The following is a 21,728-nucleotide window of genomic DNA, read 5'->3' as shown; positions in this document are numbered from 1 at the left end:
TGCGCCGGTCAGGCCTGCTCCTGGTGCTCGCGACCGCGGCCCAGCCGCAGCACCTCGTACATGAGCTCGTGCAGGGGGACCGGTACGCCGGCCTCGTCACCGCAACGGACGATCGCGCCGGTCTGCGTCTCGAGCTCGCTGGGGCGCCCGGCGGCCAGGTCGCGGTGCAGCGAGGCGGTGCTGGACGGCGGCTGGGCGCGAGCGAAGTCCATCGTCGTCTTGACGATGTCCGTGGGCAGCGCGATGCCGCGGGCGGCGGCGACCGAGGCGATCTCGGTGATCGTCCCGGCCAGCAGCCGTTCCAACCGGGGCCGGGAGAGCATCCGGCCGAGAGTCAGACCGGTGATGGCGCCGAGTTCGCCGACGGGGATGACGAACATGGCCTTGGTCCACAGCGCGGTCCAGATGTCGGCGGGTACGGGGGAGCCCGCGCCCGCCTCCTCGAGGGCCCCGCGCAGTGCTCGGACGCGCCTGCTGTCGGCGTTGTCCCATTCGCCGACCTCGAGCGTTCCGGGCCCGCCGTGGCGGGCGATCACGCCGGGCCGCTCGATCATGGCGAAGACCCGCACCACGCCGGGCAGGGTGCGCCGTTCGCCGACGATGTCGGCCGTCAGGCGCGGGCCGTCCACACCGTTCTGGGTCGTGACGACGGCCGTGTCCGGCCCGATGAGGGGCCCGGCGCCCGACAGGGCTTCGGTGATCTGGGTGGCCTTGACGCAGCTGAGGACGTAGTCGACCGGCCCGATCGTCGCCGGATCGTCGTCGGCCGTCACCGGGACGGTGAGCTCCTCGTCCTCGATCAGCCGCAGACCGTCGGCCCGCAGCGCATCGAGAGCGCGTCCCCGTGCCACGAAGGACACGTCGTGGCCCGCCAGGGCGAGCCGGGCGCCGAGGAAACCGCCGACGCCGCCGGCTCCGATCACTGCGAACTTCATGGGGCAAGCCTAGGGCCGCGGGCCTCCGCATTCAGCGGGTTGAGGTTGGGACAGGGCTCGCCCCTCCGGTGCACGAGCGCAACGGCCTGCCCGCGTGGTGGCGCGCGGGCACGGGTCGGGGGCTCGCCCCTCCCCCTTCGACTCAGTGCGGCATGACCCGCGAGCTGATGGCCGCCACGGACCGGGCCAGGGGTGTGCCGGAACCGTCCCGCTTGCCGGTGAACGCCGGCAGCTCAACGGCCGAACCGCCGGAGGCGGCTGCGACGGCGGGCGCCGGGCCGACCCAGGCCAGCGTCAGGGCGTCCTCCCCCTTCAGGAAGCGATGGCAGCGCACGCCGGACGTGGCGCGCCCCTTGGCCGGGTACTCGGCGAAATCGGTGAGCTTGACGCTGCCCGCCCCCGTGCCGGGCAGGGCGTCCGACGAACCCGACACCGTTACGACCACGGCGCCCGCAGTGGGGGTGGCGCCGAACCAGATGGCCCGGGCGCCCCTGCCGAGTTTGATACCGGCCACACCGCCGCCGCCGCGGCCCTGAGGGCGTACGAGCGGGGCGGGGAAGTGCAGCAGCTGCGCGTCCGAGGTGACGAAGACCAGGTCGTCGCTCTCGTCGACCAGCTGGACGGCGCCGACGAGTTCGTCGTCGCCGTCCAAGCGGATGACCTCCCACGAGTCGCGGGTGAGCACCTCGGGGTTGACGCGTTTGACGACGCCGCCCCGCGTGCCGATCGCCAGACCGGGGCCCTGCGGGTCGAGCGTCGTCAGGGCGATGGGGTGCTCACCGCGGTCGAGGGCGAGGAGCTCGGCGAGCCGGGTACCGCCGCGAAGATTCGGCGCGTTCGCCGTCTGCACGGTCTCGGGCAGGTCGATGACGCGGGCCTTGACCAGACGGCCCCTGGTGGTGATGACGCCGAACTCCGAGTGGGTCTTCGCGGCGATCGCCGAGACGATGACGTCGTGACGTCCGCGCGGGCCGCCGGCGGGCAGCGCATCCGGCTCCTCGGCGTCGGCGGGACGGTTCATGCGGGCGACCAGGCCGGCGGAGCCGAGCATCACCCAGCAGGGGCCGTCGGGGATCTCCAGCGGTTCGGCGACCGCCGGGAGGGTGGCGCCCGAGCCCTCGAGCAGGACGGTGCGGCGCGGCATGCCGTACCGCTCGGCCACGTCGGTGAGCTGCTCGGCCACCACGCCGCGCAGGCGCCCGGGGTCCTCGATGATCCCGGTGAGCTCGGCGATGCGCCTGGTCAGCTCGTCGCGCTCGGTCTCCAGCTCGATGCGGCTGAGCCTGGTGAGGCGGCGCAGCTGCATGTCGAGGATGTGGTTCGCCTGGACCTCGTCCAGCTCGAAGGCCGCCATGAGGCGTTCGCGCGCCTGGCCGGCGTCCTCCGAGGACCGGATGATCGCGATGACGTCGTCGATGTCGATCATCGCCAGGAGCAGGCCCTCGACCAGGTGCAGGCGGTCCTGGGCCTTGCCGAGCTGGAACTTGGTGCGCCGCAGGCAGACGTCGAGGCGGTGCTCCAGGTAGACCTGCAGCAGCTCCTTGAGACCGAGCGTGCGCGGCTGGCCGTCGACGAGGGCCACGTTGTTGATGCCGAAGGAGTCCTCCAGCTTCGTGTGCCTGTACAGCTGGGCGAGCAGGGCATCGGGGTTGATGCCGTTCTTGACCTCGATCACCAGGCGCAGGCCGTTGGTCAGGTCGGTCAGGTCCTTGATGTCGGCGATGCCGATGATCTTCTTGGCCTGGACGAGGTGTTTGATCTGCTCGATGATCCTCTCGGGGCCGACGGCGAACGGCAGTTCGGTGACGACGATGCCGCGCCGGCGCGGACTGACCTGCTCGACGCGGGTCGTCGCACGGGTCTTGAAAGTGCCTCGGCCGGTGGCGTAGGCGTCGCGGACGCCGTCCAGCCCGACGATCCTGCCGCCGGTGGGGAAGTCCGGGCCGGGGACGAAGCGCATCAGCTCGTCGAGGTCGGTGTCGGGGTGCTCCAGCAGGTGCTTGAGCGCCTGGACGACCTCGACGAGGTTGTGCGGGGGCATGTTCGTGGCCATGCCGACGGCGATGCCGGTCGCGCCGTTGACGAGCAGGTTCGGGAATGCGGCCGGCAGGACGACCGGTTCGGTCTCCTTGCCGTCGTAGTTGGGGCGGAAGTCGACGGTGTCCTCGTCCAGGCCCTCGATCATCGGCAGGGCCGCCGGGGCCAGGCGGCACTCGGTGTAGCGCATGGCGGCGGGGCCGGCGTCGAGCGAGCCGAAGTTCCCGTGGCCGTCGACGAGCTTGAGGCGCATCGACCAGTCCTGGCCCAGGCGGACGAGGGCGTCGTAGATGGCCGAATCGCCGTGCGGGTGCAGCTTGCCCATGACGTCGCCGACGACACGGGCGCACTTGACGAATGCGTGGTCGGGCAGGAGGCGCTGCTGGTCCATCCCGTACAGGATCCGCCGCTGCACCGGCTTGAGGCCGTCGCGGGCGTCGGGCAGCGCGCGTGCGTAGATGACCGAGTAGGCGTACTCGAGGAAGGACGACTCCATCTCGTTCGAGACGTCGACATCGATGATGCGTTCGGCGAAGTCGTCCTCGACGGGCGTCTTGGTGCGTGCCATCTGTTGATCTGCTCCTGACTGTCGGCCGACCTCGATTATCGGGCATCGGGGCGGCGGGGGAGTCATTCCACGCCGGGCGGGGCTCGATCGGGGTATGGGGACGAGGGCCCCGGGGGCGCGCGGCGGGCCGGTCACCGGCCCCGTGATGCGATCCGTTCAGGAGCGCACGTCGACGACCACCCGGCCGTGCGAACGGTGCCCGATGAGGTCCTCGGCGGCCCGGAAGGCGCCGGCCAGCGGGACGGTGCTCGACATGGCGTCGATGCGCTCGCCGGGCAGCGTGGCCAGCAGCGCCCAGGCCTCGCGGCGGGCCTCGACGGGTGCCTCGACGGAGTCGACACCGGTCAGGGTCGCATTGCGCAGGATGAACGGCATGACGGTGCCGGGGAGCTTGGCGGAGCCGGCCAGGCCGCAGGCCGCGACGGTGCCGGAGTAGACGGTCTGGGCCAGCGCGTTGACCAGCACCTCGCCGCCAACGGTGTCGAGGACGCCGGACCAGCGCTGCTTCTGCAGGGCGCCCTTCTGGTCTACGAGCTCGGAGCGGTCGATGACCTGCTCGGCTCCCAGACCGCGCAGATAACCGCCCAGCTCGTCGGGGCGGCCGGTGAGAGCGGCGACGTGGTGGCCGGTTGCGGCCAGCAGCAGGAGCGCGACGGAGCCCACCCCGCCGGTGGCGCCGGTGACGAGCACGGGTCGCCCGGGCGCGGAGACCAGGCCGGCCCGGCCCAGACGCAGTACGCACAGGGCCGCGGTGTAGCCGGCGGTGCCGATGGCGGCGGCGCGTTCGGGACTCATGGACTCGGGCAGGGCGATGAGGCGGTCGCCGGGCACGCGGGCCAGCTCGCTGAAGGCGCCGTTGCGGCTCTCGGACATACCGATGCCGTTGAGAATGACCCTGTCACCGGCCTGCCAGGCCGGATCGACGGATTCCCTGACGGTGCCGACCAGGTCGATGCCGCCGATGAGCGGGGTCCTGCGGACGATGCCGGGCAGGCCGGTGAGCGCCATGGCGTCCTTGTAGTTGATGCTCGAGTGGCTGACCTCGACGAGCACCGGGTCGTCGCCGAGGAAGGACTCGTCGACCTCCTCGATGGCCGCCGTGTTGACGGGCTGGCCGTCGCCGCGCTCGTGGGCGGGATTGGAACGGATGACGATGGCGCGCGTCATGCGGGGCCTCCAGCGGTCGTCGGGGAACCCTCCCAGCATGCCGTGTCCGTTCGGGACTCCGCAAGGGAGCCCGGCCGGCGCATCGCCTGGCGGCCGGACCGCCCGCGGGTCTTGGGGGGGCGCTCGGCCCTCAGACCCAGCGCATCGGCCAGCGCGGGCCACAGGGCGTCGCCGTCGGCCCCGTGCAGGGAGGGCACCCCGCGCGGGAGCCAGGCACGGCGCGACCCGGCCAGCAGCGTCGCCGTGCCATGGGCGAGGACCTGCTCGGTGGGACTCAGCGAGCGCAGGACCACCGCCCGCACCCTGTCGGGATGCTTCTGCGCGAACTCCCGATAGAGTTCGGGATCGTGCTGGCCGTCGTCGCCGACGAGCACCCAGCGGATGCCCGGGAACTCGCCGGCGAGCTCGGCCATGGCGTTGCGTTTGTGGTCCGTGCCCGAGCGGACCCACGCGGTCGGGGTGGGGCCCCAGTCGGTGAGCAGCAGCGCGCCGCGCGGGAAGCCGTGGCGCGCCATGAACCGCTTGAGGAAGTGGATCGAGGTCCAAGCGCCGGTCGAGACGTAGAAGATCGGCGCGCCCGGGTGCTCCGCCAGCAGCCGCTGGTACATGCGCGCCATCCCCGGCACCGCCTGGCGGTTGCCCTCCAGCTGGAAGAAGCTGTTCCAGACGGCCAGGAAGAGGCGCGGCATCCACGTGCTGATGATCGTGTCGTCGATGTCGGAGATCATGCCGAAGCGCTCGTCGGGGCCGACGATCTGCACCGGCACCTCCGCCTCGGTGCCGTCGGCCGCGGCCAGGCGCACCGTGTGCCAGCCCGGCTCCAGGCCGGACCCGACCGTCGTGTCGACATAGCCGCGCCGGTCGGTGCGCAGGGTCCGGGTCCGCCCGGCGACCGTCAGCCGCACCGGCCGGTGCGGCGCCGGCAGCTCCAGGAAGTTGCGCCAGCCGCGGCGGCGCAGCCATGCGCCGGCGTGGGCCGGCAGCAGTTTCTCGTCATCGGGGCGCAGGACGAGTCGTCCCAGGACGCGCACGCCGTCGGGGGTGCCGTAACCGATAAAGGGGACGGGCTTCTCGCGCCAGCCGCGGCGGCGCAGCACAGCACCGACCCGGCGCGTCACGAAGTCGTTGACGCGAATGCCGATCGCAGGTCCGTGCCTCATGACCTCCAACCATAATGGCCCGTCGTGATCGCGGAGGCCGGCTGCGCTGCCGCAGCGGGCCTCCGGGTGGCACGATAATGGCTGTGACGAATGCCAGCCAGCCCGCACTGCCGCAGCCCCTGCGCGATCGCGTCGACGAATGCGGATTCTTCCCCGAGCTCGTCGAGGACTCGGTGTCCATGGCCGTCGGGGACGAGACGGTCGTCGATTTCCTCGTCCAGCACGAGGCCACGGTCGGGCCCGAGGGCATCATCCGGCATCTCACCGTCCTGGTCCTCACGCCCGGGCGCCTCATCGTCAGCCATACCGACGAGGAGGCCGACGCCCGCGGCAGGGACTCCGCGGTCACCACGAGCGAGTCGGTGCCCCTGCGGCTGCTCGGCGTCATCACGCTGAGCCGCGCCGTGACCCATCCCGAGCGCTACGGCACGTCCGACTCGGCCGTCTCCGAGACCTGGCTGACGCTCACCTGGGGCGCCGTGCGGCGTCTGCAGGTCGTTCCCGCCCACTGCGGCGACCCGACGTGCACGGCCGACCACGGGTTCGACGGCGAGACGGCGGGGGAGGACATCATGATCCGCATGAGCCCGGCCGCCGACGGCGCCGAGAACGTGCGGCGCCTGGTCGAGTTCTCCTCGACGCTCCAGCGCCTGGCCCACGGGCAGGGCGCCCGGTGAGCACGAGCGTCCCCGCCGGCCCCGCCTACGGGAGCGGCACCCTCGCCGAGGTGCTCCCGGCCGTCGCCCAGCGGCTGGGCGCGGGCGGCCCCTGCCGGCCGGAGGCCGCCGACGCCCTGGGCATACCGCCGGCCCGCGCCTACGTGCTCATGCTCGTCGACGGGATGGGCTGGAACCAGCTGCGCTCCAATCTCCCTTCACTGGCGTACATCCCGCAGCTGCTGGGCGAGGCGCGCCCGATCAGCGCGCCCGTGCCCGCGACCACCGCCTGCTCGCTGGCGACGCTCGGCACCGGCTGCGCGCCCGGCCTGCACGGCATCGTCGGCTACACCTTCAGGCCCGGCGCCTCCGGGGGGCTCCTGTGCCCTCTCGACTGGGGCCTCTCCGACCCCGATCCCGAACAGTTCCAGCCCATCCCCACCTGGTTCGAACGCCTGGAACGGGACGGCGTCGCCGTCACCACCGTCTCCCGCGACCAGTTCCACCGCAGCGGCCTGACCCGCGCGGCTCTGCGCGGGGGGGTCTTCCGCGGTTTCGGCAGGGACACCCCCATGTCCGCCAAGATCGAGGCCATCAGGGCCTCTGTGGCTGCGGGCCCTGCCCTGGCCTACGTCTACGAGAGCGACCTGGACCATGCCGGCCACGGCAGGGGCGTCGCATCCCGCCCGTGGCTCGACCGGCTGGTCGGCATCGATGCCGACATCGAGTCGCTGCGCCGGGCGCTGCCCGACGACGTCTGCCTGCTCGTCACCGCCGATCACGGCATGGTCGACGTGCCCGCCGGGCACCGGATCGTCATCGAGGACACCCCGGGCCTGGGCGACCAGGTCGAGGCCGTCGGCGGCGAGGGGCGGCTGCGCCACCTCTACACGCGCGAGCCGCAGGCCGTCGCGGCCCGCTGGGCCGCGGTCATGGGGGAGCGCGCCTGGGTCTGCACCCGCGGGGAGGCCGTCGCGGCCGGCTGGTTCGGGCCGAGCGTCGGGGCGGACGCAGCCGTGCGCCTGGGCGACGTCCTGGTCGCGGCCCGTGAGGACTGGGCCGTCATGACCCGCGCCCGCCGGGGCGAGTTCTCGCTGATCGGCCAGCACGGATCTCTGGAGCCGGACGAGATGCGGGTGCCCCTCGTCGTCGACGCGGGCTGGGCCTGAGGGCGACGGCCCCTCCGGCGCGTCAGCGCGAGGGCGCGCCGGAGGGGCCGGGCTTCTTCGGGCCGCCGAACATGATCTCGTCCCAGCTGGGGACCGAGGCGCGGCGGTTCTTGCGCCTGCGCGAGGACGACTTCTTCGCCACGGGCCTGGCCGGCGTCTCCGGCAGCGGATCCTGCTCGGGCTCGGGATCGTCGGACCCCTCCCCGGCCTCAGCGCCGGCCGATTCCTCCCCGGCGGCCCGCTCGGTCTCGTGCTCCGGGACGGCCGCGCTCTCGTCCTGCCCGTCCTCCGCATCGGCGGGGCCGGTGCCCTCGCTGTTCATCGCCACCGGCCGGTTGAGGCCGGCATAGACGTGCACGGAGTCCTCGTCGAAGCCCGAAAGCATGTCGTACAAGACGTCCATGTCGGAGGTCGGGTTGGGGACGAGATCGTAGACGCCGTCGACCTTGGTCAGGCCGGTGTGCTCGAGTTCGTCCTCCTCGTCCTCCAGACCGCTGGTCTCGGCGGCCTCGTAGACCTCGGCGAGCGCGGCCCCGCCGCCGACGATGGGCTGCTCGGCGGGCTGGACGGCCCGGACGATCGCCATCTCGTCGTTCAGGTCCACGGTGGGCTCGGCATCGGGATCGGCCCTGCGGATCGGGGCGCGCGGGGGCGCTGGCTCCTCGCCGAGGAGCCAGCGGGCGTCATCGTTGGTGGCCATCGCGAAACGGCCGCGCGGATCGAAGTCGAACCGCGCCTGCCTGACGGCGGAGCCGATGCGGTAGCTGGCCTGCACCGTCCAGTGGCGGTCGACGCGGTCCTCCTCCCGCCAGGCGTCCCAGGCGACGGACTCGGCATCGACGCCCTGGGACTCCAGACGCGTGCGGGCCGCCTGGCCCAACTGCACCAGGCCGCGGCCGCTGCCGCGGCGGCACTGGGAGTCCCGGGCCATGGCGGCCATGTGCTCGCGCTCGGCCAGGACGGGGGCCGCGTAGCCCTCGATGTCGTCGACCGGCACCCCGGCCGCGCGCGCAACGTCAGCGGGAGACTCGCCGGCGCGGATGCGGGACTGGATCTCTCGCGGCGTCAGGGCACTGTCCATCTGGCATCTCTCCGCATACTGCTACTGCCCGGGGCCCGGGCCTGGTCGATCGATCATGGGGTCACGCGACTGGACGCATGACTGGGGCAAATCTACCGCGCCGGCCTGTTGACCGGCTGCCATGGCGTGCTCCGCGGCTGCGATGGCCCCCTCGTCGCCCCGTCGGCCCGCCGGGCGGGCCCCGTCCGCCACCGGTTCGCGGTCCGCTGATCATCCCGGTGCTTGTTCGGGGGGTTCTTTGGATATGATGCCCACGATTTACCGGCCAAAGGGCACTGTCAGCCGGCGCCGGTAGCCACGCCCACCCATATTCCCGGAAGGTCATCATGGCGACTGATTACGATGCACCTCGCAAAACCGATGAGGAGTCCCGCGAGGACTCGATCGAAGAACTCAAGAACCGTCGCAACGACAAGAACTCCGGCAAGGTTGACGAGGACGAGGCCGAGGCCGCGGAGTCGTTCGAGCTGCCCGGCGCCGATCTGTCCCACGAGGAACTGACCGTGCGCGTCCTGCCCCGTCAGTCCGACGAGTTCACCTGCGCGGGCTGTTTCCTGGTGAAGTCGCGCAGCCAACTGGCCGAGGAGCGCGGCGGCAAGATGTACTGCATCGACTGCGTCTGACCCGGCGCGCCAGCTGTACCACGTACCACGAGGAGGGGCACGCACCCGGGGGATGCGTGCCCCGTTTTCCTCATCCCTCCCCGTCGGAGGGCGGGCGGGGGCGGCTCGTCACCCGCTCACTTCCTCAGGCCGATGTTGACTCTGCGCCTGGCCGGGTCGGGGAGTTCGCCGGTGAGCCTGGCGACCCTGGTCGCGGCGAAGCGCTCCAGGACGAGCTGGAGGACGGCAAGGCCGACCCCGCTGGCGATGACCCAGCCGGCCGCCTTGGTCAGCGGGACCTCGGGGTCGTTCGGGTCCGGCGGTTCCTCGCCGGTGACCTTCTTCCACGAGGCGTTCAAGAGCCTCTGGCCGGTGAAGGCGACGACCGTGCCGAGGACCCCGGCGATCACCTTGAACTGGGTGTTCGTGGCGCGAGATGCCATCCTGTCTCCCCTCTGGTGCCGGTCCGCGGGCGCGCGACCGGCGGTTCTCTCATCCTAGGGCCCCGGCGGGCCGGCCCTCGCATCCGCGCCGCCGGGGGCGTCCCGGTCGGTTGTGCCCGCGGCGTTAGGCTTGGGCACGGCATGGCACCGGGCCTGTCGCAATGTGAACTTCACGTAGACGCAGACGATAGTGGGAAGCCTGAATGTTCGGTCGCAAGAAGCGCAAGGCAGCTGATGGGGACGAGCTCGAGGAGGGAATCCTCGAGGAGGCCGCTTCCGGCGGGGACGGCGCCGGTGCCGATGAGGAGGAAGAGCCCGACGAGGCCGGGGACGAGGAGCCCGAGGCCGAGCTGGACGAGTGGCAGCGGCTCGACGCCTCGCGCGACTGGCGCGAGGAGGGCCCCTTCGACCTGGCCGAGGTCGACCTGGATGCCGACGACGTCGAGCGCATGGACTTCGACGCGCTGGTCCTGACCCCGTTCGACGGCATGCAGCTCCAGCTGCAGGTCAACCAGCGGACCCAGCAGCTGCAGGCGCTCCTGGTCGTCTCCGGCCAGTCCGTCATGGAGCTGTCGCTGTTCGCGGCCCCCGCCGACCGTGACATGCGCGCCGACGTGCGCAACGAGATGATCGCCAACGCCCAGAGGGCCGGCGGCAGGGCCACCCTCTCCGAGGGGCCGTTCGGTACTGAGGTGCGCCGCGTCGTCCCGATCACCACTCAGCAGGGTCAGCACGGCTATCACGTCTCGCGCACCTGGTTCGCGCAGGGCCCCCGATGGCTGCTGCGCGGCGTCCTCATGGGCGAGGCGGGCCTGGCCGAGGGCGTCGAGGGCTCCACCGAGCTGCTCTACGAGCTCTTCGCGAACACCGTCGTGCGCCGCGGCGACAAGCCGAAGGTGCCCGGCGAGCTGATCCCGATGACGATTCCGCCCGAGGTCGCGGCCCGGCAGGGGTCCGTGGCCGAGGCGGGATGAGCGTGGCCGGCAAGGATGGGCGCTCCAGGGGACTCCTGACCCGCTGGTTCGGCCGCGTCCGCACCGGCGAGCGGGCGCTCCCCGAGCGGGAGGCCGGGGCCGGGCCGGTCCCCATCGCCGGCGCCCCCGTCCGCGAGCATCTGACGGTGCAGGGGCGAGTGGCGGTCCTGACCGTCAACCCCAGCTCCAAGCACCGCTGGCTCGAGGCCGACCTGACCGATGGCACCGGCACGGTGACGCTCATCTGGATGGGCCGCCACCAGATCGCCGGCGTCACGCCCGGGCGCGGCCTGCGCGTGACCGGTCTGATCAGCGAGCACGGCGGGCGCCGCGTCATGTTCAACCCGAGGTACGAGCTGCTGGCCTGAACCCCGTTGACCGGCGCACGCCGGCGAGTCTCAGGATCTGCCCGTCAGATAGGCGGACAGCTCCCTCTCGTGGTCCTCGCTGATCGTGAAGAGCAGCTCGTCGCCCTCCTCGACCGCCGCATCCGGCCGCGGGGGCTGCGCCTTGCCGTCGCGGATGATCGCGACGAGTACGCCGTCTCCCGGCAGGCTCAGGTCGCGCACCCGCTGGCCGATGGCCCCGGACTCGGCCGGCAGGGTCAGCTCGACGAGGTTCGCGGAGCTCCTGTTGAAGGTCATGAGGCGCACGACGGCGCCGACCGAGACGGCCTCCTCGACGAGGGCCGACATGATGCGCGGCGTGGACACGGCCACGTCGACGCCCCACTGCTCGCTGAACATCCACTCGTTCTTCGGGTGGTTGACGCGGGCGACGGTACGGGGCACGCCGAACTCGGTCTTGGCCAGCAGCGTGTAGACGAGATTGGCCTTGTCATCGCCTGTCGCTGCGATCGCCACGTCGCAGGTCTCGAGGTCGGCCTCGGCCAGCGAGTCCATCTCGCAGGCGTCGGCGAGCAGCCACTCGGCCTCGGGGACGGCGTCGGAGCGGATGGTGTGGGGATCCTTCTCGATGAGGAGCACCTCGTGCCCGTTGGCGATGAGCTCGCGGGCGATGGAGCGGCCGACGTTGCCGGCGCCGGTGATGGAGACGCGCATCGTTGTTCCTCCCTCAGGCCTGCTCGGGAGCGTTCGACATGGTTGCGAAGACCGAGGCGATGCGGTCGGAGGCGACGGCGACGTAGAGCACGTCGCCCTCCTGGACCAGTGCGTCGCCGGCTGGCACCATTCCGGTGCCCAGGCGGGTGAGGAAGGGCACCTTCAGGTGCAGGCCGTTCTCGATGTCGCCGACGGGGGTGCCCACCCACTCGGGGGCGAAGGGCACCTGGTAGAGGGCCGTAGCGCCCGAGGGATCGCGCCACACGGGGGTGGCGGCGTCGTCGAGCAGGCGGTTCATCACCTGGCCGGCCGCCCAGCGGACGGTGGCGACGGTGGGGATGCCGAGCTTCTCGTAGACCTCGGCCCGGCCCTGGTCGTAGATGCGGGCGACCACGTTCTGCACGCCGAACTCCTCATGCACGACGCGCGCGGCCAGGATGTTGGAGTTGTCGCCGCTCGCCACCGCGGCGAAACCGTCGGTGGCGCGGATCCCCGCCTTGATCAGCACATCGCGGTCGAAACCGATGCCCTTGTAGGTGTGGCCGCCGAACTCGGATCCGAGGCGGCGGAAGGAATCCGCGTCCTGATCGATCACCGAGACCGCATGGCCGCGTTTCTCCAAGCCACGGGCCAGTGTCGAGCCGACGCGTCCGCAACCCATGATGATGATGTGCACATCGACCTCCGCTCCGGGCCGCCGGCCGGCGTTCCCGCGGCGGCATCAACGCCAACAAGAGTAGCCAAACCGGCAGCACCGGCCGGACGCGGCCGACCGGTGCCGCGGGACGGCGTTCCGCTGGTGAACCGGTCACCCGTCCCTTCCCCGCGGGTCTAGGCTGGCTGCCCGTGGGTGCCACAGATCGTGTCAAGCGCATACTCGTCGGACGCAAACTCGCGAGCACTCAGCTCGGCGACACGCTTCTGCCCAAGCGCATCGCGCTTCCGATCTTCGCGTCCGATGCACTGAGCTCGGTGGCGTACGCCCCCGACGAGGTGCTGCTGACCCTGTCACTGGCCGGCATGTCCGGTTTCGTGTTCGCCATCCCGATCGGCGTCGCCGTCGGCTGCGTGCTGCTCGTCGTCGTGGCGAGCTACCGTCAGACCGTGCACGCCTACCCCTCGGGCGGCGGAGACTACGAGGTGGTCACCAAGAACCTCGGACCCGGGGCCGGACTGGTCGTGGCGAGCTCGCTGCTCGTGGACTACGTGCTGACGGTGGCCGTGTCGGTCAGCTCCGGCGTGCAGAACGCCGAGGCGATGCTGCCGTGGATGGCCGGTCACGAGGGGGTCGTGGCGGCCGTCGTCATCGTCCTGCTCATGAGCATCAACCTGCGCGGCGTGCGCGACTCCGGCGGCATCTTCGCGGTACCCACCTACCTGTTCATGCTGGGTGTGGGCGTCATGATCGTCTGGGGCCTGGTCCGGATCCTCGTCCTGCACCAGGGCGTCCGGGCCGAGACCGCCGGCTACTTGGTGGTGGGCACCGGCCCCCACGAACCGCTCGCCGGTCTCGGCATGGTGGTCCTGCTGGCTCGCGCCTTCTCGTCCGGCTGCGCCGCTCTGACCGGCGTCGAGGCCATCAGCAATGGCGTGCCGAACTTCCGCAGCCCCAAGTCGAGGAACGCGGCCACGACGCTGCTCCTGCTGGGCACGATCGCCATCTCGATGCTCATGGGCATCCTCGTGATGGTCCGTCTGACCGGCGCCAAGATGATCGACCCGAGGTCGGGCAGCTACTTCGTGGCCCCCGACGGCACGCGGGTCCGCAGCGGGGCGACGACGGTCATGGGCCAGTTGGCGCGCGCCGTCTTCTACCCGGGCTTCGGCGTCGGTTTCTACTTCCTGATCACGATGACCGTGATCATCCTGTTCCTGGCCGCCAACACCGCCTTCAACGGCTTCCCGACGCTGGGCTCGATCCTCTCGCGCGACGGCTGGTTGCCCCGCCAGCTCCACCAGCGCGGCGACCGCCTGGCCTACTCCAACGGCATCATGACGCTGGCGGCCGGCGCCGCCGTGCTCGTCCTCGTCTTCAACGCCTCGGTCACGATGCTGATCCAGATGTACGTGGTGGGCGTGTTCATCTCGTTCACGCTCAGCCAGATCTCGATGATCATCCACTGGACCCGGCACCTGGGGGCCGAGACCGACCCGGCCGCCCGTCGACGTATGCGGCGCAGCCGCGCCATCAACACGATCGGCGCCGTCATGACCGGCATCGTGCTCGTCATCGTGCTGGCCTCGAAGTTCATCCACGGCGCCTGGATGGCCCTGCTGGCCATGGCCGTGGTCTACGTCCTCATGCACGCCATCAATCGTCACTACGGGACGGTGTACGAGGAGATCAGCGACATCGACGAGTCCGATCTCGCCCTGCCCAGCCGCGTGCACGCACTGGTCATGGTCAACGCCGTCACCAAGCCCGCCGTCAAGGCGATCCAGTTCGCCAAGGCCACCCGCCCCAGCCAGCTCGAGGCCCTCACGGTGGCCATCGACCCGGCCGAGACCGGTCGCTTCCAGGAGGCCTGGGAGGCGGAGGACCTGGGCGTCCCGCTGAAGATCGTCGCCTCCCCGTACCGGCAGGTCACCGGCCCGTTCATCGACTACGTGCGCCGGATCACCAGCGACAACCCGCGCGACATCGTCTGCGTGTACATCCCCGAGTTCGTCGTGGGCCACTGGTGGGAGCAGATGCTGCACAACCAGACGGCCCTCATCATCCGTGCCCACCTGCACTTCATGAAGGGCGTCATGGTCACCTCGGTGCCCTACCAGATCCGCTCGGGGCGGGAGCTCGCCGAGCGCCGCAGGCAGGCGCGTCTGGAGCGGGAGGCGGCCGGGGCGAGGCCCCTCCGGGGCGCCGCCTCATGAGCGGATCCGTCGGACCGCTCCGGCTCGGCCCCGTCGCCCATGGCGGGCACGTCGTGGCGCGCCACGAGGGCCGGGTCGTCTTCGTGCGCGGAGGGCTGCCCGGCGAGACCGTCATGGTCGAGCTCACCGACACCCGCCACGACCGCTTCTGGAGGGGCCGCGTCGGGCGGGTGATCGAGGCCTCGCCGGACCGCGTCGGGCTGGAGCTGCCGCAGGCCGCCTATGCCGGGGCCGATTTCGCCTTCGTCGCGCTGAGGGCGCAGCGCCTCCTCAAGGCGCAGGTCGTCGCCGAGCAGCTCAGGCGCCTGGGCGGCGTGGACGCCGACGTGCGCGTCGAGGAGGTGCCCGGCGACCACGACGGCTGGGGCTGGCGCACCCGCATGCGCTATCTGCACGAGGGCGGCCGCATCGGCCTGCGAGCCTTCCGCTCCGAGGAGCTCGTCGAGGCCCCGGCCGGGACGGGCTTCCTGCTCGCCGACCCGCGCGGGCCGCAGCCGCGGGAATTGATGCGGTACGCCGCCCGCGCGGGACGCGAGATCGCCGTCGCCGTCGCCGATTCCGGCGTGTCCGTCATGAGCGGGCATCGCGTCCTGGCCGGTGAGGCGGTCGTCACCCAGTCCGTGCGCGGGCTCGACTTCCGGGTTCGCGCCGACGGCTTCTGGCAGATGCATCCCGGGGCCGCCGAGGCCCTTACCGGCGCGGTCGCCGATGCGCTCGAGATGCGCGCCGGGGAGCGCGCCCTGGACCTGTACTGCGGGGCCGGCCTGTTCGCCGGCGTGCTCGCGCGGGCCGGGGCCCGGGTCACCGGCATCGAGGCGGACGGTCCGGCGATCCGCCTGGCCCGCGCCAATGCGCCGCATGCTCGTTTCATCGCCTCCCGTGTCGAGCGGAGCCTCGCCGCCTGGCCCGCCGGGGCCGACGCCGTCGTCCTCGACCCGCCGCGCTCGGGCGCCGGCGAACGGGTCGTCGAGGCCGTGGCCGGTCTCGGGGCTCGCCGCATCGCCTACGTCGCCTGCGACCCGGCGGCCCTTGGCCGCGACGTCGGCCTCTTCACCGCCCGCGGTTACGGGCTGACCGGCGTGCGCGCCCTCGACATCTTCCCGATGACCCACCACGTGGAGACCGTCGCCGTGCTGGAGCCGGCCGTCTGAGTCCCCCGGGCGGTCACGGCATGATTCAGGCTCAGGGGAGGGGGCCGCCATGCGTGTCGTCCGCTGCGGGCCGTGGCCGGAACCCTGCTCCGTGCGTCCGGCACCGAGTGGATCACCACGGGCCTCGGCCCGCTCGAGAACGAGGACGACTGGACCTTCGAGCACTTGGAGGAACTCATCGCCGACGGCTCGATGGCCCTCCTCGCCTTCGTCCCGCAGGGTCCTGCTCACCCCGGGCCGCAGGGTTCGTGATCACGCCCGTACCCGGCGTATCGTCGAGGGCGGGCCGGCGAGCCGCCGGCCCCGCAGGATGAGGTGGTTCGGATGGGCTCAGGCGCGCAGCGGGCGGCTGCCGGCTCCCGGCGGGGCCCGGCCGTCCGCTCCGCCGGGAGACCGGCGGGCACCGTCACCCCGATGTGTCCGCTGAGGCCCGAGGACTACTGCAGCCAGTGCCAGGCCTACGCCACCGGCCCTCAGGACTGCGGGCTGGTCTACATGGTGCTGCACGACCCCGACCTGCGGGAGATGTACTCCGAGCAGCTGGCCCGCTACCGCGCGGCGGGCAGGCAGTGGCAGCAGACGCCCCCGCCCGCCGGGCGCCGGCACGACCGAGAGGAGCAGGACTCATGAGAATCTTCGTGGCAGGGGCCAACGGCCGGGTCGCCGGTGAGGTGATCGTCCGCCTCGCCGGCGCCGGGCACGAGGTCACCGCCGGTGCGCGCACCCCCGCCAGGGTCACGGTCCGCGAGCACGTGCAGCCGGTCGCCTTCGATCTGCACGACGACGTCGAGACGCTCGCCGAGGCGATCAGCGGTCATGACGCCGTGTACTTCCTGGCCGGATCGCGCGGTGCCGACCTGCTGGCCACCGACGCGTTCGGCGCGGTCAAACTGGCTCGGGCGGCGCAGCGTCGGGGCATCAGGCGCTTCGTCCTGCTCAGCTCCTTGTTCTCGCTGCGACCGGACGAATGGAACAGGCCGGGCCTGGCCGGGATCGGCGACTACAACATCGCCAAGTTCTTCGCCGACAACTACATCAGCGAGCAGACCGACCTGGACTGGACGATCGTCCAGCCCGGAGCGCTCACCGAGACACCGGGGACGGGCCGTGTCCGGCTCGACCCGCCCGACTTCGGGCCCAACCCGATCCCCGATGTCGCCCAGGTCCTCGTCGAAGTGCTGGACCGGCCCAACACCTGTCGGCGCACCGTGCCGATGATCGGCGGGGGCACGCCGATCGGAGAGGCCCTCGCCTCGCTGTGAGAGCCGGCGGCCCGGCCCCGCCCGGGCCCCAGGAGCGCCCGGCGCGGAGCAAGCCGGGTGAATCCTGCGCTCCGCCCTGCATCGACGGCTCCATGGGCCGGTCGAGCACCTGCCGGGCCGCCACCATGATGCGGCCGGCGTCCCAGCCCTTCGGGAAGGCGATCTGGTCCCCGCGCGTCCCGGCGATGACGATGCCGTGCAGAGGCGGCCGCCGGCGCCGCGGGCGCCCGCCACGAGGGACTCCGGCCGTGTTCAGCGCTGCAGGAACGGGTTGTACCGCAGACTGTTGTACCGGGCCGGGCACTGCTCGTCCAGGAGGATGCCCTCGGCGAGCCGGCCCTCGCGGCGCAGCTCGTGCAGGCGGGGCACCACGCGGTCGCGGACGTGCCACGGGTCGATCGTATTGAGGTAGACCTTCGTGCCGCCCTCGAAGCCGGCCAGCGTCGAGACGCGCCACTTGAGGTTGATGTGCCAGGGCATCGGCACGTCCATGTCGGGGGAGCGGTGGTGCCACTCCTCGTTGCACGGCACCTCGGCGCCGGTCGCCGCATGACAGGCGTGCAGCAGGGCGGACACGTCGGCGATCTCCTTCGGGCCGTGCAACCAGGGCTCGCAGGTGGCCGACTTCGAGTAGATCTCGATCGTCGGGTAGCGGTGGCCGAAACCGGCGAAGGCGATGGCCGAGTCGTTCTCGGCGATCACCAGGTTGTGCTGCACCGCCACGTTGAGCACGTCCTGGTTGAACGCGTTGATGTTGGCGCGCAGTGCGGTCACCTCGGCATTGGTCTGGGCGCCGTGCTCGTCCATCGCGACGAGCTGCTTGTGCAGGTGATCGATGGAGGCCCCCGCCGGCGGCAGCCAGTTCTGGAAGACCGCTGCGTAGCGGGCGTACCGGTTCTCCTCGTACAGGTCGTGCAGGGCCTCGATCGTGAAGAGGATGTACTGTTCGTGCTCCTCGGCGCTCAGCGAGCCGGAGCCCGCCAGCTGGCTGGTGTCGGCCGCGAAGTCCACGTAGTGGCGGCGGGCGACGATGACGTCGTGGGAGGAGGCGAAGAAGGCCAAGGAGTCCTGGAGCATCTTCTCCTCGCCGACCTCGGCGATCCGGTCGGGACTCATGCCCGAGGCGGCCAGTTTGGCCCGGCAGACGCCCAGCAGGTGCTGGCGTCCGGCCGGGTCCGCCAGGTAGCGCTCGTAGGCGGCCCGTACCCCGGCCGAGGGCCGGTAGTCGTAATTGGTCCGCCAGTAGTCGAAGCCGAGGATCTCGAACAGGTTCGGGACCCGGCGGAACTCGGCGACCGTATCGGCGCGCTGATTGGGCAGCACGCCGGACAGCGTCCGCCAGCCCTCGGCGGTCCTCACCCGACGCGATTTGGGCGGGGGAGTCTCGGACATGCGCCCGAGGCAGAAGATGCAGGCGTGCGTGCTGTCGCCCGGCTGCAGCGGGCGGACGTCCTCGGCCGGTCTCGTCAACGGACGATTACCGCGCCCCGGAACGGTCCAGACCTCGACCCCCGACAGAGGGTTGGCCTGCTTGACGGTGCCATCTGGCATTACTCGGATCGGCTCGACGTGGCCCTCATTGCCCATGACCGAAGTCTAGGCGAGCCCGTGGTCCTCGGACGGCCCCCCAGCATACGAGACCGTCCTCGAGCGGGCAGGCTCGACGGGGGCGTCCGCGGGCTCGCGCAGGATCGGCCCGAGGGGCAGGGCCCACTACAGGTGGGCCGCGATGAGCTCGCCCAGGCTCATCGCCCTGCGGCCGCGCAGATCGGCGATCTGCTTGCGGCAGCTGAAGCCGTCGGCCAGCAGGATCGCGTCCGGGCCGGCCGCGTCGATGGCGGGCAGCAGGTCGTGCTCGGCCACCTTGACGCTGAGGTCGTAGTGGCCCTTCTCGACGCCGAAGTTGCCGGCCAGGCCGCAGCAGCCGGCTAGCGGGACGACCCTCGCGCCGGTCGCCTCGAGCAGTTTCTCATCGGACTGCCAGCCGAGCACCGACGAGTGGTGGCAGTGCGGCTGGGCGATGATCGTGTGCCCGGACAGATCGGGCGCCCGCCAGCCCTCGGTGGCGGTGAGCAGCTCTGCCAGCGTGCTCATCGCCCCGGCCACGACACCGACGCGCTCGTCGCCGGCCAGCAGCTCGGAGGCGTCCGAACGCCACACTGCCATGCAGCTGGGCTCCAGGCCGACGATCGGGATGCCCCGGGCGGCGATCGGGTACAGGGCCTCGAGCGCATGCCGCAGATGGGTGCGGGCGCCGTCCAGCTGGCCGGTGGTGATCCAGGTCAGACCGCAGCAGGCGCCCTGCTCGACGACCTGCGGCTCGTAACCGGCGGCGAGCAGCGTCCGGACCAGGCCCGTCGCCTGACCGCCCTCGAAGGCGTCGGAGAACGAGTCGATCCAGACTGCCACGGGCCTGCTCTGCGCGGCCGGCCGCCCGCGCGAGCCGGCGGCAGTCCCGGAGCGCCTGCGCAGGCCGGCGGCGATCTCGGAGCGGGCCGAACCGCCGGTGCGGAAGCGCGGCATCGGGCGACGCTGGTCGACCCACGCGAACCAGCGGACGAGATGCCGCAGACCGGGGGTCTGCAGGAAGAAGTTGCCGATCGCGCCGGCGTGCAGTCCGGTGACCAGCCGCCCCCAGGTGGGCAGCCGGCCCATGGCGAAGTGCGAGCGCGGCCGAGCCCAGAAGCGGTGCCTGAACTTCTCGTACAGCACGCGGGACTTGTAGGCGGCCATGTCGACGCCGGTGGGGCAGTCCCGGCGGCAGCCCTTGCAGGCCAGGCAGAACTCGAGGGCCTCGCCGACCTCCGGGGAGCGCCAGCCGCCGGTCAGCAGGCCGCCGTTGATCATCTCCTGCAGCACGCGGGAGCGGCCCCGGGTGGAGTCCTTCTGGTCACCGGTCGCCCGGTAGCTCGGGCACATGACGCCGCCGGCCGCCGTGGTGCTGGCCAGGCACTTGCCCACCCCGGTGCACCGGTGGACGGCACGGGAGAAATCCGGGTCGGCGATGCGCAGCGGAGCGGTGATCGTGGCCGGTACGCGGATGGCCTCGTCCGTGCGGTCGGGGTCGACGATCACGCCGGGGTTCATGACGTTGCTGGGATCGAAGACGTCCTTGACCCGTCCGAACAGGCTTATGGTCCGCTCGGAGTACATGAGCGGCAGCAGCTCGCTGCGCGCCCGGCCGTCGCCGTGCTCGCCCGACATCGAGCCGCCGAAGTCGGCGATCAGCCGGCCCGCGTCCAGCATGAACTCGTGGTAGCGCGCCACACCGCCGGGGCTCTCGAACGGGAAGTCGATGCGGCAGTGCACGCAGCCGTCGCCGAAGTGGCCGTACGGCAGGCCGTGCAGGCCGTGCTCGGCGAGCAGCCGGTCGAGCGCGGTGAGGTACTCGCCCAGGTGCTCGGGCGGGACGGCCGAGTCCTCCCAGCCGGCGTAGGCCGGGCTCTCCAGGGCGACGCCGGCCAGACCTGCGGCGTCGGAGCGGATGCCCCACAGGCGGGCCGCCCGGGCCGGGTCGTCGACCACCCAGCCCTCGAGGGCGCCGCACCCGGCGGCCATTTTCCTGGCGCGGTCGGCGATCTCGCGGGGGTCCTCGCCGACGATCTCGACGAGGGCCCAGCCCTCGCCGCTGGGCAGGGGCGGCACCGCCGAGGGGCCGAGCCTGTCGGCGACCAGCTGGACGAGCCGGGCGTCCAGGCCCTCGATGGCGGTCGGGCCGTACTCGAGGATCCTCGTGGTGGCGGCGCCGGCCATCGGCATCGTCGGATAGCCCAGGGCCACCATCGTCTTGTACGGGGCGTCGGCGACCAGGCGGACGGTGGCCCTCGTGATGAGGCCGAGCGTCCCCTCGGTGCCGGAGAAGAACTTGGCGGTGTTGCGCCCGCGCTCGGGCAGCAGGTGCTCCAGCGAGTAGCCGGAGACCTCGCGGGTGAAGCGACCGCACTCGGTGCGGATGGGGGCGAGATTGTCGTCGACGAGGGCGGCCAGACGGCGGGAGACCTCGCTGGAGACGTCGTGCTCGCCCAGGTGCAGGTGCTCGCCGGCGCCGGTGATGACATCGAGCGCGAGCGTGTTGTCGGCGCTGCGCCCATAGCCCAGGGCGCGCGGCCCGCAGGCGTTGTTGCCGATCATGCCGCCGATGGTGCAGCGGTTCGAGGTGGACGGATCGGGACCGAAGCGCAGCGCGTACGGCCTGGCGGCGGCCTGCAACTCGGACTGGACCACGCCCGGCTCGACGGTGGCCGTACGCGCCTCGGGGTCGATGTCGATGATGCGGCGAAGATGCCTGTTCATGTCGATGACCAGACCCGGGCCGACGGCGTTGCCGGCACAGCTGGTGCCCGCGCCGCGGCCGGTGATCGGGATGCCCGTCTCGATGGCCGTCTCGATGACCTCCTCGAGTTCGTCGGTGTCGCGCGGCTTGGCGACGACCTGGGGCACGACGCGGTAGACCGAGGCGTCGGAGGAGTAGACGGCCCTGGTGAGCGTGGAGGCGTCGAGGCAGTTGTCGGCGCCGAGGGCGGCGCCGAGCGCCCCGATCCGGCCCGAGGACTCCCGGGTCGGGGTCTGCAGACGACTCGTTCCCTGTGCT

At 71.8% G+C, this 21,728-nt stretch carries 20 protein-coding genes; 10 read left to right on the top strand and 10 right to left on the bottom strand.

What is annotated here, in order from left to right; genetic code table 11:
- Nucleotides 1–8 precede the first annotated feature (8 nt).
- From R2N01_RS00855 to R2N01_RS00840, 4 genes are all read right to left on the bottom strand, one after another.
- Nucleotides 9–935: a 2-dehydropantoate 2-reductase gene (locus R2N01_RS00855; RefSeq protein WP_316667480.1), complete on the bottom strand. Its 927-nt coding sequence runs from the start codon at nt 933–935 to the stop codon at nt 9–11.
- Between the two features lie 142 nt (nt 936–1,077).
- Nucleotides 1,078–3,540 (bottom strand): DNA topoisomerase IV subunit A, encoded by a 2,463-nt coding sequence (locus R2N01_RS00850; protein ID WP_316667478.1) that lies wholly within the window; start codon nt 3,538–3,540, stop codon nt 1,078–1,080.
- 156 nt (nt 3,541–3,696) lie between these two features.
- Nucleotides 3,697–4,707, bottom strand: a complete 1,011-nt coding sequence (locus R2N01_RS00845) for an MDR family oxidoreductase (protein ID WP_316667476.1) — start codon at nt 4,705–4,707, stop codon at nt 3,697–3,699.
- Nucleotides 4,704–5,867, bottom strand: coding sequence for a phosphatase domain-containing protein (locus R2N01_RS00840; protein WP_316667474.1), 1,164 nt, complete (start codon nt 5,865–5,867; stop codon nt 4,704–4,706). Before R2N01_RS00840 ends, R2N01_RS00845 begins: the two co-directional genes overlap by 4 nt.
- 83 nt (nt 5,868–5,950) lie before the next feature.
- Between R2N01_RS00840 and R2N01_RS00835 the strand changes: the two genes are divergently transcribed.
- Both R2N01_RS00835 and R2N01_RS00830 read left to right on the top strand, forming a co-directional pair.
- Nucleotides 5,951–6,544: a DUF5998 family protein gene (locus R2N01_RS00835; RefSeq protein ID WP_316667473.1), complete on the top strand. Its 594-nt coding sequence runs from the start codon at nt 5,951–5,953 to the stop codon at nt 6,542–6,544.
- Nucleotides 6,541–7,692: an alkaline phosphatase family protein gene (locus R2N01_RS00830; RefSeq protein ID WP_316667471.1), complete on the top strand. Its 1,152-nt coding sequence runs from the start codon at nt 6,541–6,543 to the stop codon at nt 7,690–7,692. Before R2N01_RS00835 ends, R2N01_RS00830 begins: the two co-directional genes overlap by 4 nt.
- Before the next feature lie 22 nt (nt 7,693–7,714).
- On the opposite strand, the gene sepH is transcribed toward R2N01_RS00830, so the two are convergent.
- Complete coding sequence (gene sepH, locus R2N01_RS00825; protein ID WP_316667469.1) at nt 7,715–8,773, bottom strand: septation protein SepH; 1,059 nt, start codon at nt 8,771–8,773, stop codon at nt 7,715–7,717.
- 326 nt (nt 8,774–9,099) lie between these two features.
- On the opposite strand from sepH, the gene R2N01_RS00820 reads away from it, so the two are divergent.
- Complete coding sequence (locus R2N01_RS00820; protein WP_316667467.1) at nt 9,100–9,396, top strand: DUF4193 domain-containing protein; 297 nt, start codon at nt 9,100–9,102, stop codon at nt 9,394–9,396.
- A 116-nt stretch (nt 9,397–9,512) separates the two neighbouring features.
- Here the strand turns inward: R2N01_RS00820 and R2N01_RS00815 are convergent, their stop codons facing one another.
- Complete coding sequence (locus tag R2N01_RS00815; protein ID WP_316667465.1) at nt 9,513–9,818, bottom strand: DUF4235 domain-containing protein; 306 nt, start codon at nt 9,816–9,818, stop codon at nt 9,513–9,515.
- Between the two features lie 203 nt (nt 9,819–10,021).
- On the opposite strand from R2N01_RS00815, the gene R2N01_RS00810 reads away from it, so the two are divergent.
- Both R2N01_RS00810 and R2N01_RS00805 read left to right on the top strand, forming a co-directional pair.
- Nucleotides 10,022–10,792 (top strand): DUF3710 domain-containing protein, encoded by a 771-nt coding sequence (locus R2N01_RS00810; protein ID WP_316667462.1) that lies wholly within the window; start codon nt 10,022–10,024, stop codon nt 10,790–10,792.
- Between the two features lie 2 nt (nt 10,793–10,794).
- The gene (locus tag R2N01_RS00805; protein ID WP_316667460.1) at nt 10,795–11,160 is read left to right on the top strand and encodes an OB-fold nucleic acid binding domain-containing protein; all 366 of its coding nucleotides are present in this window, start codon (nt 10,795–10,797) and stop codon (nt 11,158–11,160) included.
- Between the two features lie 30 nt (nt 11,161–11,190).
- Here R2N01_RS00805 and R2N01_RS00800 read toward each other — a convergent pair whose 3' ends face one another.
- A complete protein-coding gene (locus R2N01_RS00800; RefSeq protein WP_316667458.1) occupies nt 11,191–11,853 on the bottom strand; it encodes a TrkA family potassium uptake protein in 663 nt (220 codons plus the stop codon).
- A 13-nt stretch (nt 11,854–11,866) separates the two neighbouring features.
- Nucleotides 11,867–12,514: a TrkA family potassium uptake protein gene (locus R2N01_RS00795; protein WP_316667526.1), complete on the bottom strand. Its 648-nt coding sequence runs from the start codon at nt 12,512–12,514 to the stop codon at nt 11,867–11,869.
- A gap of 185 nt (nt 12,515–12,699) precedes the next feature.
- Here R2N01_RS00795 and R2N01_RS00790 point away from each other — a divergent pair, with 185 nt between their 5' ends.
- From R2N01_RS00790 to R2N01_RS00770, 5 genes are all read left to right on the top strand, one after another.
- Nucleotides 12,700–14,724, top strand: a complete 2,025-nt coding sequence (locus R2N01_RS00790; RefSeq protein ID WP_316667456.1) for an APC family permease — start codon at nt 12,700–12,702, stop codon at nt 14,722–14,724.
- A complete protein-coding gene (locus R2N01_RS00785) occupies nt 14,721–15,875 on the top strand; it encodes a TRAM domain-containing protein (protein WP_316667454.1) in 1,155 nt (384 codons plus the stop codon). Before R2N01_RS00790 ends, R2N01_RS00785 begins: the two co-directional genes overlap by 4 nt.
- Before the next feature lie 72 nt (nt 15,876–15,947).
- Nucleotides 15,948–16,127, top strand: a complete 180-nt coding sequence (locus tag R2N01_RS00780; protein WP_316667452.1) for a hypothetical protein — start codon at nt 15,948–15,950, stop codon at nt 16,125–16,127.
- Nucleotides 16,128–16,289: 162 nt separating this feature from the next.
- Entirely contained in the window at nt 16,290–16,505 is a 216-nt protein-coding gene (locus R2N01_RS00775) for a DUF6767 domain-containing protein (protein ID WP_399553203.1), read from the top strand.
- On the top strand, nt 16,502–17,137 hold the full coding sequence (locus R2N01_RS00770; protein ID WP_316667448.1) for an SDR family oxidoreductase: 636 nt from the start codon (nt 16,502–16,504) through the stop codon (nt 17,135–17,137). The genes R2N01_RS00775 and R2N01_RS00770 overlap by 4 nt, the downstream gene beginning before the upstream one ends.
- A 252-nt stretch (nt 17,138–17,389) precedes the next feature.
- Here the strand turns inward: R2N01_RS00770 and R2N01_RS00765 are convergent, their stop codons facing one another.
- Nucleotides 17,390–18,724: a DUF4921 family protein gene (locus R2N01_RS00765; protein ID WP_316667446.1), complete on the bottom strand. Its 1,335-nt coding sequence runs from the start codon at nt 18,722–18,724 to the stop codon at nt 17,390–17,392.
- Between the two features lie 126 nt (nt 18,725–18,850).
- Nucleotides 18,851–21,709, bottom strand: coding sequence for an FAD-binding and (Fe-S)-binding domain-containing protein (locus R2N01_RS00760; RefSeq protein WP_399553207.1), 2,859 nt, complete (start codon nt 21,707–21,709; stop codon nt 18,851–18,853).
- Between the last annotated feature and the right edge of the window lie 19 nt (nt 21,710–21,728).

Origin of the sequence: uncultured Propionibacterium sp. (assembly GCF_963539965.1) — a bacterium.
In the GTDB taxonomy this organism is placed as follows: Bacteria; Actinomycetota; Actinomycetes; order Propionibacteriales; family Propionibacteriaceae; genus Propionibacterium.
This window is presented reverse-complemented; position numbering and strand designations above follow the sequence as displayed.

What these genes read in the sequence shown, in the direction of transcription:
- R2N01_RS00840 (WP_316667474.1), bottom strand. Translation starts at nt 5,867, where the DNA reads ATGAGGCACGGACCTGCGATCGGCATTCGCGTCAACGACTTCGTGACG.
- R2N01_RS00800 (WP_316667458.1), bottom strand. Translation starts at nt 11,853, where the DNA reads ATGCGCGTCTCCATCACCGGCGCCGGCAACGTCGGCCGCTCCATCGCC.
- R2N01_RS00770 (WP_316667448.1), top strand. Translation starts at nt 16,502, where the DNA reads ATGAGAATCTTCGTGGCAGGGGCCAACGGCCGGGTCGCCGGTGAGGTG.
- R2N01_RS00775 (WP_399553203.1), top strand. Translation starts at nt 16,290, where the DNA reads ATGTGTCCGCTGAGGCCCGAGGACTACTGCAGCCAGTGCCAGGCCTAC.
- R2N01_RS00820 (WP_316667467.1), top strand. Translation starts at nt 9,100, where the DNA reads ATGGCGACTGATTACGATGCACCTCGCAAAACCGATGAGGAGTCCCGC.
- R2N01_RS00765 (WP_316667446.1), bottom strand. Translation starts at nt 18,724, where the DNA reads ATGGGCAATGAGGGCCACGTCGAGCCGATCCGAGTAATGCCAGATGGC.
- R2N01_RS00815 (WP_316667465.1), bottom strand. Translation starts at nt 9,818, where the DNA reads ATGGCATCTCGCGCCACGAACACCCAGTTCAAGGTGATCGCCGGGGTC.
- R2N01_RS00855 (WP_316667480.1), bottom strand. Translation starts at nt 935, where the DNA reads ATGAAGTTCGCAGTGATCGGAGCCGGCGGCGTCGGCGGTTTCCTCGGC.
- R2N01_RS00850 (WP_316667478.1), bottom strand. Translation starts at nt 3,540, where the DNA reads ATGGCACGCACCAAGACGCCCGTCGAGGACGACTTCGCCGAACGCATC.
- R2N01_RS00785 (WP_316667454.1), top strand. Translation starts at nt 14,721, where the DNA reads ATGAGCGGATCCGTCGGACCGCTCCGGCTCGGCCCCGTCGCCCATGGC.
- R2N01_RS00795 (WP_316667526.1), bottom strand. Translation starts at nt 12,514, where the DNA reads ATGGGTTGCGGACGCGTCGGCTCGACACTGGCCCGTGGCTTGGAGAAA.
- sepH (WP_316667469.1), bottom strand. Translation starts at nt 8,773, where the DNA reads ATGGACAGTGCCCTGACGCCGCGAGAGATCCAGTCCCGCATCCGCGCC.
- R2N01_RS00810 (WP_316667462.1), top strand. Translation starts at nt 10,022, where the DNA reads ATGTTCGGTCGCAAGAAGCGCAAGGCAGCTGATGGGGACGAGCTCGAG.
- R2N01_RS00845 (WP_316667476.1), bottom strand. Translation starts at nt 4,707, where the DNA reads ATGACGCGCGCCATCGTCATCCGTTCCAATCCCGCCCACGAGCGCGGC.